At 26.4% G+C, this 13054-nt stretch carries 12 protein-coding genes; 1 reads left to right on the top strand and 11 read right to left on the bottom strand.

All coding sequences use genetic code 11. The features are described 5' to 3' along the window. Nucleotides 1–58: 58 nt before the first annotated feature. From E0D94_RS03065 to E0D94_RS03025, 9 genes are all read right to left on the bottom strand, one after another. Nucleotides 59–1222 (bottom strand): M20 family metallopeptidase, encoded by a 1164-nt coding sequence (locus E0D94_RS03065; RefSeq protein WP_130805834.1) that lies wholly within the window; start codon nucleotides 1220–1222, stop codon nucleotides 59–61. Nucleotides 1223–1344: 122 nt separating this feature from the next. After that, nucleotides 1345–2907, bottom strand: a complete 1563-nt coding sequence (locus tag E0D94_RS03060) for a PucR family transcriptional regulator (protein WP_130805833.1) — start codon at nucleotides 2905–2907, stop codon at nucleotides 1345–1347. A 266-nt stretch (nucleotides 2908–3173) separates the two neighbouring features. Next, the gene (locus E0D94_RS03055; RefSeq protein ID WP_130805832.1) at nucleotides 3174–3992 is read right to left on the bottom strand and encodes an alpha/beta fold hydrolase; all 819 of its coding nucleotides are present in this window, start codon (nucleotides 3990–3992) and stop codon (nucleotides 3174–3176) included. Nucleotides 3993–4095: 103 nt separating this feature from the next. Continuing rightward, nucleotides 4096–5577 carry a tripartite tricarboxylate transporter permease gene (locus tag E0D94_RS03050; RefSeq protein WP_242620473.1) on the bottom strand — a complete coding sequence of 494 codons (1482 nt, stop codon included), beginning with the start codon at nucleotides 5575–5577 and terminating at the stop codon, nucleotides 4096–4098. A 14-nt stretch (nucleotides 5578–5591) separates the two neighbouring features. Continuing rightward, nucleotides 5592–6035: a tripartite tricarboxylate transporter TctB family protein gene (locus tag E0D94_RS03045; protein ID WP_130805831.1), complete on the bottom strand. Its 444-nt coding sequence runs from the start codon at nucleotides 6033–6035 to the stop codon at nucleotides 5592–5594. 57 nt (nucleotides 6036–6092) lie between these two features. Further along, entirely contained in the window at nucleotides 6093–7085 is a 993-nt protein-coding gene (locus E0D94_RS03040) for a tripartite tricarboxylate transporter substrate binding protein (RefSeq protein ID WP_207289619.1), read from the bottom strand. A 24-nt stretch (nucleotides 7086–7109) separates the two neighbouring features. Continuing rightward, a complete protein-coding gene (locus E0D94_RS03035) occupies nucleotides 7110–8108 on the bottom strand; it encodes a 2-dehydro-3-deoxygalactonokinase (protein ID WP_130805830.1) in 999 nt (332 codons plus the stop codon). A 32-nt stretch (nucleotides 8109–8140) separates the two neighbouring features. Continuing rightward, nucleotides 8141–8770, bottom strand: coding sequence for a bifunctional 4-hydroxy-2-oxoglutarate aldolase/2-dehydro-3-deoxy-phosphogluconate aldolase (locus E0D94_RS03030; RefSeq protein WP_130805829.1), 630 nt, complete (start codon nucleotides 8768–8770; stop codon nucleotides 8141–8143). Nucleotides 8771–8886: 116 nt separating this feature from the next. Further along, nucleotides 8887–9666, bottom strand: a complete 780-nt coding sequence (locus E0D94_RS03025; RefSeq protein ID WP_130805828.1) for an IclR family transcriptional regulator — start codon at nucleotides 9664–9666, stop codon at nucleotides 8887–8889. 422 nt (nucleotides 9667–10088) lie between these two features. Here E0D94_RS03025 and E0D94_RS03020 point away from each other — a divergent pair, with 422 nt between their 5' ends. Further along, complete coding sequence (locus tag E0D94_RS03020) at nucleotides 10089–10388, top strand: DUF2628 domain-containing protein (RefSeq protein ID WP_130805827.1); 300 nt, start codon at nucleotides 10089–10091, stop codon at nucleotides 10386–10388. Nucleotides 10389–10797: 409 nt separating this feature from the next. Here E0D94_RS03020 and E0D94_RS03015 read toward each other — a convergent pair whose 3' ends face one another. Both E0D94_RS03015 and E0D94_RS03010 read right to left on the bottom strand, forming a co-directional pair. After that, nucleotides 10798–12159, bottom strand: coding sequence for a DUF4301 family protein (locus E0D94_RS03015; protein WP_130805826.1), 1362 nt, complete (start codon nucleotides 12157–12159; stop codon nucleotides 10798–10800). 193 nt (nucleotides 12160–12352) lie between these two features. Beyond that, entirely contained in the window at nucleotides 12353–13054 is a 702-nt protein-coding gene (locus E0D94_RS03010) for a DNA/RNA non-specific endonuclease (RefSeq protein ID WP_130805825.1), read from the bottom strand.

Raw genomic sequence — 13054 nt, 5'->3', positions numbered from 1 at the left:
GTTTAACTAAATATTATCATCTTAATCCTAAAAAACAAGTCTGTATTACAATTTAAGACTAAATTCCTAATATATAATTTATATATATTTCTGTTATATTTGATATTGATGATAATTTTATTTTTTCATTTCTCTGATGTGCCATTTTATCATCACCTGGACCTAATATAACAAAAGGAACTTTTATATCTGGTATTACTTGAGATGCATCAGTATAAAAATATATACCTTTATAATCAAAGTCATATTTTAATTGTTTAAATATTTGCTCTATATTTTTTATAAATCTTTCATCTCTTTTAGTTTCAATAGCTGGTCTATTATTTTCCACATCTATTTTAATATTTAAATTGGATTTATCATTCATCATATCCTGTGCTATACTTTCTGAAATATCTATTATTTCATCATGACTATGTCCTGGTATAGTACGAATATCTATATTAGCTTTTGCTTCTGTAGGTATAACGTTTGTCCCTATACCACCATTAAATTTGTTTATAGATATTGTAGTTTTTCCTAATAATTGGTTCACTTCATTATTTTTGATTCTACACTTAAATTTTTCTATATAATCAAATAAATATTCTATTGCATTTACACCAAGTTCTGGTCTGGAACCATGAGCTGACAACCCTTCAACATTAACTTCAAGCCATAAAGCTCCTTTTTCTGCAAGTCCAATCTTTTCATTTGAAGGCTCTGCTACAAATATTGCTTTTGTATCATCTAATATATTATTTTCTTTAACAGCTAATATACCAATCCCATTAGCTTCTTCATCTGCAGTAAAACAAAACTTGATTTTATTTGATGGAGTTATATTGTTTTCTAAAAGATATAATAGAGTTAATATCATTGATGTAACTCCGCCTTTCATATCTGCTGTACCCCTGCCATACATATATCCTTGTTCTATAACTCCATCAAAGGGAGGGTATATCCATTTTTCATAATCTTCTACGGGTACAGTATCTATATGACCTAAAAAAGCAATTGAGTTATCATTATCTTTGCCTTCTAATGTTATTACAAGAGATGCTCTATTCTTACCATGATCAATCATTTTATAATCTATATCATAGTCTTTGAATATATATAATATTTCTATTACAACATCTTTTTCATTTCCTTCTGGTTGTGTAGAATCTATTTTTGATAATCTTTGTAATATGTTTATTATCTTACTTTCAGTTATAAATTCTTTTGTGTCTTTAATCATTTTATTCTCCTTATGGATAAAACTATGGTACAAATACAATATATAATAATTTTCTGAAATTGTCTTTGTACTATAAGTACAAAATAAAAGGCTAAATAATATACCCTAAGTACAAAGGTGTATTATTTAGCCATATCTAGTAACTTAAGTGCTACTGATACATTTAACTTATCTTCACTATTTTTTAAATCCAATTTCAATATTTCCATTATTTTATTAAATCTATATTTCATAGTATTGTAATGTATATACATTTGTTTTGCTGTTATTTTTAGATTCCAATCATTCTCATATAGACATTTTAATGTATTTAAAAAATTAGTATTATTTTCTTCATCATATTCTAATAATTTACCAATATATAATTTATAAAAATCTATTTTTTCTGTTTCACTACTTAATTTATCAAATAATTTATATATTCCTAAATCCTCATAAAACATTGTAGCATTTTTTCTATAAATATTTCTTGCTATTTGTATAGACTTTTTAGCTTGATTATAACTTATATTTATATCTGTTGGTGATAATTTATAACTTCCCACTCCTATTGTTATACTGAATTTATACTTTTGTAATATTTCCCTTTTAATCATAGTTGATACTTGATTGAACTTAGCCTTAAAATTGTCTAAGTCATTTTCAAATGGTTTTAATATAAATATTATACTATCACTAAAATTTGTATATACTGCATCCTTAAACTTATTCTTTATAATTTTTCTTATATATGAAAATATATTTTCCTTTACTATTTCTAGTTCAATTCTATTTTCTTTATTTAAATTTAAATATTGTCCTTTAAAATTATCTATATCAAATATTGCAACTACATTCCCTTTTTCAAAATCCCAATCATACACTTTTGCCCTATTAATTATTTCTTGAAGAGATTTTACATTGTCCATTATAAGGTCTTGTATAAACTCATGTCTATATCTTGATTCAATTTGAATATTTGATATCTTCTTTTGTATTTCAAGTTTCAACACAGTAGATGCATGCTCTATTGCTATTTCATCATATTCTGCTATGATTTTTTGTTCATCATATATTATTATATATCCATATTTTATATTATCTATTTTTACAGGATAATAAATATAATTATCAAGTAAATTATCTATATCTAATTCTATATCTACAATTCCATATGTTTTATCAAAATATATATCGTAATATATTATATTTTTATTTATTATTTTAGTTAGAGTTTTTATTATCTTCTCTATACTCCCACCATCTATTACAAGCTCTGTAAACGAATTATGAATCTTTTGAGAGTATAATAATGTTCTAGCTTGCTTGTTTATTATTTCTGATAAAACTGGATTTATAACATCTACAAATGAATATTTAAGGGGTATAAAAACAACAGGAAAATTTAATCGATCTGCTATATCTATTACTTCTTGTGGAAGATCGTCTATAAACCTCTTTAGTTTTATTCCAAGAGCTGATGCACCCATTTTATCTAAATTAATAATTAAATTTTTTAAATCTAAAGGATTTTCTTTCATTATATATCCGGTGGTCATTAAAAATTCTCCACCTTTCATCCACTTATATATATCAGGAGCATCCATTACACTTACTGTTGTAATTTCTCTATCAATACCTTTATGCCCTGCTATTATTTCAAAATCATCAAATAAAGGATAACTCATTAGATCTTTTACTTTCATATAATCACCTTTTAGTTTTTAAGTTATTATATCATAATTAAAATACTTCTTAACATTTCTTCAGATAATAAAAATTCTGCTGAAAATCATATTGATAAACGTTTATATTTAGAAAGTTTTTTATATTTTCAATTTGCAATTCATTGAATCCATTTTAAAAAATTTTCTATTATACTCGAATAAAGAAGCGATCTAGAGAAAACATTTCAAATAAGGCATAACTTTTCAGTTATGCCTTAAGGAGATATTTTAAAATTCATATCAATTTATTTAAATATTTCATTAGCTAATTCTTCGATTACTTTTGTTGCTCGACCTGGGTTTTCCATAACTAATAAGTGTGTGCAATTTTCAAATGATACTACTTTGGAATTAGGAATTTGTTTATTTAAATATGCCGCAGTTTCTTTAGAATATAAAGTACTATTTTCTCCATAAGCTATCACTGTAGGTACAGTCATTTTACTTAATATATCTCTATAATCATTATATGCCATAGCTAACCACATAGCATACATCACATGAGGTGTGTTTTTTGTTGTTTCTTTCATTGCTTCAGTTAGCATATCATCATTCATATATGGAGCTGCTCTTTTAAAGAATGATTCTGCAAAGTTTGAAAAGTCATTACACATTATAGTCATATCATCTAATGCATTTTGAATATTATATTTCCCATGCCAAAGACCTAAATTCCACTCATCATCATTTAATAACTTCGGAGTCATATCAAATAATACAATACCAGATACTTTTTCAACACCATAGTTCTTCACATAATTAAAAGTAGTAGATGCACCCATAGACCATCCTATTAACAATACTTCTTTAAGTTCTAAATGATCTATTAGCTCCCTTAAATCACAAGCAAATCTGTCTAAAGTAAGACCTTTTTCGGTTCTTACTGATCTACCATGTCCTCTCAAATCATAAGAAATAACTTTGTAATTTTTCTTTAATTCCTCTACTTGTTGCATATAAGCCAAATTATTTTGAGACCATCCATGAATTAAAACTATAGGTTGTCCTTCTCCCTGAACGTCATAAAAAATTTCTACATTATCACTAGTTTTAAATTTTGACATTTTAAATCCTCCCATTATAATAGATAAATTTTATATTGAATATATAAATATACCATAGCTTGTATTCATTAAAATGTCAAACAATTCAAAATTTATTTTTAACCTACTTGATCAATTTTCTTTTAAATACTTTAGAAACTATGGGACTTAATAAAGTTATAATAGCTAAAACTAATAATACTAATGTTATAGGTCTAGTATAAAATATACTTAAATTACCTTGAGACATTAATAATGATCTTCTTAAATTACTTTCCATTAAAGGCCCAAGTATTAATCCTAATATTACTGGAGATACGGGAAATTTTAGTTTCACCATAAAATAACCAATTATCCCTGCAATCAGCATCACTATAACATCAAAATAATTATTATTTAAAGCATAAGAACCAACTACACAAAGAACCAAAATTATTGGTGATAAAATAGATTTAGGCACTAATAATATTTTAGTAAAATATTTAATTCCAAAAAGACCTATAACTAATAGAAATATATTTGCTAAAAGCATTCCTACGAATAATGTATAAACTATAGGTCCATTATTTTGAAATAAAAGTGGACCAGGTTGCAATCCTTGAACCATCAAAGCTCCTAATAAAACAGCAGTAACAGCATCTCCTGGTATTCCAAGTGTCAATAAAGGAATCATCGCACCACCAGTTACACTATTATTGGCAGCTTCTGGAGCAGCTATTCCTTTCATAGCACCTTTTCCAAATTCGTCCTTATTTTTAGAAAAACGTTTAGCTTCATTATATGCAACAAAAGATGTTATATCTCCTCCTGCACCTGGTATCATTCCTATAAAAGTACCAATACCTGCTGATCTTAAAATAGTAATGATTAATGATTTAAATTCTACCCATTTAAGCTTAACTTTTTCAACTTTAATATCTAAATTTTGTTTAGAAAAAATATCTTCCATTGATTTAAATGCTTCAGATGCTGCAAATAATCCAATCATAACAGGAATTAAATTAAGTCCATTAGCTAAATTCATATTTCCAAAAGTAAATCGTGGAAATCCACCCATAGGATCTATCCCAATTGTAGCTATTAATAATCCTAAAATCCCTGCCATTAATCCCTTTACCATAGATTTTCCTGATATACTTGAAATAATAGATATTCCAAAAACAGCTAATGCAAAAGTTTCAGGTGCACTAAATCTCAATGCAAAGTTTGCTAATTGTGGAGCTACTAAAATTAACACAATAACACTTAAAATGCCTCCTATAGAAGAAGATAATGTAGAAATTGTAAGCGCTTTATGAGCTAGTCCTTTTCTAGACATTGCATATCCATCCATAGCCGTAGCAGCTGATGCCGGTGTACCTGGTGTATTAATTAATATGGCAGTTAAAGATCCTCCATATACAGAACCAAAATAAACTCCTATTAATAATAATATTCCTGGTACAGCTTCCATTCCAAAAGTAATAGGTAATACTAGAGCTACCCCCATTGTAGCAGTAAGTCCAGGTAGTGATCCAATAGCTATTCCACTAATAATACCTAATAATAATATTAATATAACTTGTATATTTAAGACATTTATTAATCCTTCCATTAATAAATTCAATCATTTCACCTCCGTTAAAAAATTAATCCTGTTGGCATAGCAACATTTAGTAACATATCAAAAAATAAAAATATAAATAAACTTGTAGCAATCGGTATAGTTATTAATATAATTTTATTCTGAGTTTTAGAGAAAAGTAGTAAAATTAAAACAAGTAATGTTGTTGAACTATAAAACCCTAAAACAGGAATTACAATAATATATATTAATAGTAATGCCATAGTAATTAATGAGTATTTATAATAATTTTCTTTATTTTCTTCTTTATTTTCCTTCTTTTTATAATTTTGAATTATTAAAATAATACTTAATACAACCAATAAAATAGCATATAATTTTGGCATGAAACCTGCCCCTATAACTTGATTGTCTAACTTTTTAAATCCAGAAGTATTAAAATAGAAAAATAAAGAAGTAATTATAATAATAATACCACTAGCAATATTTCCCTTTTTCATATTATTCACCTTTCATTTATAGGGATTGATATAATATCAATCCCTATATTAATTATTTTATATATCTAAATCACTAATTATCTCACCAAAAAGTTTTTCATTTTTTTCTATAAATATTTTAAATTCTTCTGAATTTTTTAATTCAATTCCCAAACCATTGTTTTTCATAAAATCTTTAAATTCTTTTTCTTTAGCTGCTTCTAAAAATCCTTTTTCTAATGTTTCTACTATTTCATCAGGAGTTTCTTTAGGTACAGTTATTCCTCTCCAAGTACCTATACTTTCAGACTCCAATCCTGCTTCTTTAAAAGTAGGTACATCTGATATTAATTCTGAACGTTCATCTGCCATAACAGCTAATGTTTTAAGATTCCCCGCTTCTAATTGTGATTTTACTTCAGCTGGACTTACAGTTACTGCATCTATATGACCTCCTACTAAAGCAGTTACCGCTGGAGCTGCTCCTTCATGTGGTACATGGTTTAATTCTATGCCTGCAGCTTTTTCAAGATTTGCTGCTGCAATATGCCATATTGATCCTGTACCTGCGTTCCCCACACTAACTTGACCTGGGTTTTCTTTAGCATAATTAATAAATTCTTCTAATGTATCATAAGGTGCATCAGCTGGAACAGTAAGAGCTGCCGGATCAAAATTTATCATTGCAACAGGTTTGAATTCATCAGGAGTTAAAGGTGATAATCCTAAATGCTTGTACATTGTTAATTCAACAAATACCATTGTAGCAGTATATCCATCAGCTTTAGAATTTGCACCTTCAGTCATTCCAACAGAACCACTAGCTCCAGGCTTATTTAATATACCTATAGATGTATCTAATTTCTTTTCTAATTGTGTTGCTAAGGCTCTTGCAGTAGAGTCAGTACCTCCACCTGCAGATGCTGGAACTATTATCTCAATACTCTTATCAGGATAATCACTAGAACTTTCTTTTGCACCAGAATCACTATCACTACAACCTACACTTATTGTTAATACTAATCCAAATATTAAAAATATACTTATTGCTTTTTTTATAAAACTATTCATTATTAAACCCTCCACTTTTTATTTTTACTTTATATAGCTTGATGCTATAGTTTTAGATCCAATTACTGTTGAATATTCAACCTGTTTGTCATTTGCTTTAATTATATTCCAGTCTAATTTTAAATGTTTAATTAGATTATAAAATACATTTTTCAAAGGATCAGAACCTCCTATTATAACCCAATCTATATCCTCTTTATTATTTAAAGATTTAAGCAATGATTTTATATCATCATGAATAATAACACCTGTATAATAATTAGCTAAATAATTACTATCTAGTTCAGCAAATTTATCTAACAATCTCACATGATAAAGTCCTCTAGTAACTCCATATTCGCTAGCAGCATCATAGCCTTTTTTTAGCATGTCCTTTTGTATAGTACATATTAAATCCTTCTTTAAAGACTTAGATAATATAGTTTCTTTTTGTATAGATAAAAGAGTTTCTCCACCTAAAGTAGATAAGCAAGATAATAATTTTTTATCTTCATCAACAAAAATATATTTAGTATGAGAACCAGGAAGTATCATTATTCCTTTACCTTTAACATTAAGTTGTTCTAATAATCCTATAGTCTCGACTTCTTCTCCTCGCATTATATCATAATCATTAATTTTAGCTATAATATCGTTTTCATCTTCCACAGAATTTTCCATTCCAGGAATAAATATAATTGGAATATTTAAAAATTCTTCAGATTTATACACAACTGAATTTGAAGCAAAATCTTTAATAGAAGCAGGGCCTTTAATATGAGGGACTTCATATATTCCTAAATTAGAAGTAATCATACCAGATGCTATAATATACTCAATTTCTTGTGAAGTTAGATCATTTCTATTTATGATTTTTAACAAGCCTTCTTTTAATCCATTTTTCAAAGTTGAATTATTACCTTCAATAGCTGTATTCCTTACACCTATATTAAGTTTTATACTATCTATAATTTCATTACTATTTATTCTAGTAAGTCTAATCCTTGAATTAGTAGTACCAGAATCTATTAAAATAATATTCATTTTTCACCTTCTTTCAATTTAAAATACTTAAATTATATATTTTTTGCAATTTCTACAAACTTTTTAGCTTTATTTTCTATTTCTGAAAAGTTTCCTTTTTCTATATCATAATTATTAACAATAGAACCACCTATTCCTAATGAGCAGCATCCTTTAGATAAAAACTCCTCTGAATTTTCTAAAGAAACACCTCCTACTGCCATAATATCAAGTTGCGGAAGTGGTCCTTTTAAATCTGATATGTAACTTGGTCTTAATGATCTAGCAGGGAATACTTTTATCATCCTTGCTCCATAATTATATGCTGTTAAAGCTTCCGTTGGAGTTAAAACACCAGGAACCATCAAAATATTATATCTGTTAGATAATTCTATAGTTTTTTTATCTAAAATAGGTGATAATAAAAAACTAGCTCCACTATCAATAGCAAGTTTAGCACTCATCTCATCTAAAACAGTTCCTGCACCAACTATCATATCTGGATAAATCTTTCTGATTTTTTTTATTGCCTCAAAAGCATTTGGTGTATTTAATGTTACTTCAACAATTCTAATACCACCTTTATATAAGCTTTCTACAATAGATTCAATTTGTGATGATTCATTAATTCTGATAATAGAAATTATTTTATGTTTTTTTATTTTGTTAATTATCTTTTCCAATTTGAACCTCCTTAAATATATTGTTCTTTATTAAGGAACAATGTTCCTTAATTATATTACCATTATAAATGTTATTATATTATATGTCAATTAATTTATAAAAAAATAACACTCTTTTAAAGAGTGTTAACATTATATCCTAAAGCATTTGATATAGATTTGCTTGCATTTAAGACTTCTTTTATTATATTATTGAATTTTTCATCATTTAATCTCATAATAGGACTTGCTACACTAATCCCAGCCACTACTTCATTATTATAATTTAAAATAGGTGCAGCTGCACATTTTATTCCTAATTCATGTTCTTCATCATCTATTGCATATCTAGAATTTCTAATATTCTCTAATTCTTTTAACATTTCTTTTTTTGTCACTATTGTATTTTCTGTATACTTTACAAAATCTATTGAATCAATTATATTGATTATCTCTGATTCAGGTAAAAAAGCAAAAATTGCCTTTCCAACTCCTGTACAATATAATGGAGCTCTTTTCCCTATAGTAGAGAACATACGTATAGTTTTAGGACTTTCTATTTTGTCTATATAAATAATCTCATTTTTATTTTTAATAGCCAAATGAGCAGTTTCTCCAGTAACATTTCCCAGTTTGTGAAGATAAGGATAAACTATTTCCTTTATATCAAGTTCATTAGATACAATTTCACCTAATTCTATAAATCTAAGTCCCAATAAATACTTTTCATTTTCTCTGTCTTGACGAACAAAATCAGCATTATATAATGACATAAGTAGTCTATGAGCAGTACTTTTAGATACTTCTAGTATATTAGATAATTCTGTTACCCCTATACCCTTCGGTCTATCTTTTAATATTTCAATTATTTTAAGAGCCCTATCAACTGATTGAACAGTTTTCCCCTTTGTTTTCATTTATATTTACCTCACTTATATAAAAAATTAACGATAAACATTACTATAACATATTATATACAATTAATCTACTTCTTCTAAAACACACTTACTCAAGAATTGATAGTACCTCCATAATAACATCTATTATTTTTTCTAAAATATTATCAGATTAGAAACATGTTATTTTATCATATTTTCACATATATCACACTATCTCATGATATCTTAAATTAGTTTCATCATCACCTCATAATATAACATAATATAACAAAAATGAACAGTATATATTCATACATTTATCATAATAATGGTTAAATTTTCTATATTTTTCTTGCGTTTTATACATTGTAAATATATAATTATAATTGTTAAAAGTTATGTATTATTGAAAAATATATAAATACTTAAGTTAAAAATATTGAATGAAAGGAGGAAAATTAATGTATGTAACTTTAGAGAAAAACGGACTAAAAAAACAAACTAAAATTGGTTTCTCTTGGACAACTTTCTTCTTTGGTTTCTTTGTACCTTTGTTTAGAGGAGATCTTAAATGGGCAGCTATTATGTTTGTTTCCTCATTATTATTAGCTTCTTTTACATTTGGTATTGGATCTTTTATCATTGGAATAATATTTTCTTTTATTTATAATAAACTATATATAAGAGACCTTATTGAAAAGGGATGGATTGCATCAAATAGTGAATCTAACGATATCCTTGAATCTAATAATGTAATGTAAATATATTATTAAATATTATTTTTCTAACATATGATTACATATTAAAAATATAGGAGACTATTTCATAACTATTAACTTTTATTGATAATTTAAATATTTATGAGATATAATAAAATAAAGACACCTAGAAAACTATATTTAGTTGCTCGGTGTCTTTATTTTATTTATTTAGTAATTCTAATAAATTTATTGATTTTTACTAATTTGATTCATTCTTTCCATTATATCTCCTAAGTATTCTTGAAATTTTTTATCGAATCTATTTCATCTCTAAATAATACTCTATATTTTAGACCTATCAAATTATATTATAAAAATAAATTATCCTAAGATTAAATTTATCCACACAGAAAGAAATATTAAAAGGTATTTTTCCACATTATACATATCAATCTGTTTATATAATTTGCTATTTATCCCTATGCCCATCTCTCAATAAATCATTCACCGTCTTAACTGGATTAAATGTAGATATAGGTACTTCAACAAATAATGTATTCCAGTTATGCATTGCACCATTCCAAAGACCAGGATGTTCTAATGCTTTTAATTTTCTTCCTTTGTATGTCTTTTCACTTATAAAGTATCTTTCCTCATTGATATAATTCATTAAATTAAACTTATCACCTTTATAATCCTTAACAAAACATACTAAATCTACAGGATTGAAAAATTGTGATGAATTTAGGATTTTAACATTTTCTTCATTATTTAAATCAATTTCAGATTTCTCACATATCTGTAAATCTAAATAATCTCCATTATCAACAACAAATGGTCCACCACCTGGTTCACCTTGATTCATAACCATTCCACAAACTCTAAGAGGTCTATTAAGTAGTGACAATGCAATGTCTTTTGTTATTTCATCTTTATAGACAATATTTAAAGTTTTCTTTATAAAATTATCTATTTTCTTTAGATCGTAATCATCAGATAATATATCTAGAATATATTTATCAATTTGTTCTTTTACTTTAAGCCCAACAGATGCTAACTTTCTCTTTGACTCAATAGTATCATCTACATAACTTCTATGACATACATTATCAATATTTTTAATAAAAATAATATCAGCATCTAAATCATTCAAATTCTCAATTAAAGCACCATGTCCACCAGCCCTATATAATACATCTCCATTTTCAAGAAGAAAAGGATTGTTATTTAAATCTACAGCTAATGTGTCCGTTTTATTCTTTTGAAAAGAATATGTAATATCTATATTATTTTTATCGACTAATCTTTTATCAACATATTTGTTAAATAATTCTTCATGATCTTTTGATATAGTGAAATGTAAATTAATATTATGATTATTTAAATAATATTCTCCTTCATAAATATGCTCATCAATTGGAGTGGCCACAAAATCTTCATATGAATGCATCTTGATAAGAGCTTTAGGTAAATTCCCATAATTTAGCTTATCCGCTAAGATTATATCAATTATTTGAATTCTATCATTTATATTATTTTTATCTAATTCTCTAGATTCAATAATTTCTTTTACATCATCATAAAACGCAAAATGTTCTAGATTATCAAAGAACTTATGAGTAAAATCTGTATCTATTTTAGAGTTCTTGTATTCATATAAATCCTTGAACATTCTAGTAGCAGCTCCACTTGCTGGAATAAATTTAACACATTTTTTATTCAAATAATCATTACTAACATCAGTCACATCAGTCAATTCATCTTCAGTAGCAGCAGAAACAATATTTACATATTGAGTTCCTTTATTAAACTTTCTAATAAACTTATCCATATTAACCTCCGTTTGAAAATAATATTTATATTTTTAAAAAACTAATACTTTTATATTAAAATAGCCCTAAACTATGTTAGGGCTATTTTACAAAGAATCAATTCTTTAGTTTTCCTATAACTTTAATTATATCATTATTGATTTACAATTAAAAGTAATACCTAATCTATAAAAATACTATCAACTCTATTTCTTACTCTAGAATTGATAGTATATCTGTAATAATATCTATTATTTTTTCTAAAATATTATCAGATTCTACATCCCTAGTAGCACCATCAGGATTTATATTTTCAAATTCATCTCGAACTGTATTACCTTTTATAGTATAAGTATAACTATACTTATTAGGAATATGAGTCTTTGTATCAGGATAGGTAATTATAGCAGTAAAATCTGTAGCTCCACCAGAATCTCTAATAGCTTTTTCCATATAAGCTTGATCACCATGCCTATTTAATGTACTATTTTGTGGTGTAATATTATAGGCATTTGATACTCCACCTAGAGAATCCGCTATTATATGTCCTTCATCTAAAGACTTACTTTCTACTCCAGGAACCTTGGCTTCATCTGGATAATATCTTCCATTTGAAAGAACAGGTTCATTTTTATCATCCTGAAGTATTATTTCTTCAGCCACTACTTTGACCAATTGACCATGTTCATTAGTAAAAGCATAGTACTCTCTATCACCAAATCCAATATCTACAACCACTTTTTCTTCCCTATGTCCTGATAAATCTCCACCATCTACATTTATTAAAGTATAACCCTCAAAGAGTTCTTCTTCATTAAATATAACCTTAGTATCCCCTAAATCCTCTCCATCATATAAAAATAATAATGCAATTATTATTAGTACAGGAATAATTAACTTTTTAACATTTTTCAT

Source organism: Senegalia massiliensis, assembly GCF_900626135.1.
In the GTDB taxonomy this organism is placed as follows: domain Bacteria; phylum Bacillota; class Clostridia; order Tissierellales; family SIT17; genus Anaeromonas; species Anaeromonas massiliensis.
This window is presented reverse-complemented; position numbering and strand designations above follow the sequence as displayed.

Coding starts and splice junctions, on each gene's coding strand:
- E0D94_RS03065 (WP_130805834.1), bottom strand. CDS start 1,222: ATGATTAAAGACACAAAAGAATTTATAACTGAAAGTAAGATAATAAAC.
- E0D94_RS03060 (WP_130805833.1), bottom strand. CDS start 2,907: ATGAAAGTAAAAGATCTAATGAGTTATCCTTTATTTGATGATTTTGAA.
- E0D94_RS03055 (WP_130805832.1), bottom strand. CDS start 3,992: ATGTCAAAATTTAAAACTAGTGATAATGTAGAAATTTTTTATGACGTT.
- E0D94_RS03045 (WP_130805831.1), bottom strand. CDS start 6,035: ATGAAAAAGGGAAATATTGCTAGTGGTATTATTATTATAATTACTTCT.
- E0D94_RS03040 (WP_207289619.1), bottom strand. CDS start 7,085: ATGAATAGTTTTATAAAAAAAGCAATAAGTATATTTTTAATATTTGGA.
- E0D94_RS03035 (WP_130805830.1), bottom strand. CDS start 8,108: ATGAATATTATTTTAATAGATTCTGGTACTACTAATTCAAGGATTAGA.
- E0D94_RS03025 (WP_130805828.1), bottom strand. CDS start 9,666: ATGAAAACAAAGGGGAAAACTGTTCAATCAGTTGATAGGGCTCTTAAA.
- E0D94_RS03020 (WP_130805827.1), top strand. CDS start 10,089: ATGTATGTAACTTTAGAGAAAAACGGACTAAAAAAACAAACTAAAATT.
- E0D94_RS03015 (WP_130805826.1), bottom strand. CDS start 12,159: ATGGATAAGTTTATTAGAAAGTTTAATAAAGGAACTCAATATGTAAAT.
- E0D94_RS03010 (WP_130805825.1), bottom strand. CDS start 13,054: ATGAAAAATGTTAAAAAGTTAATTATTCCTGTACTAATAATAATTGCA.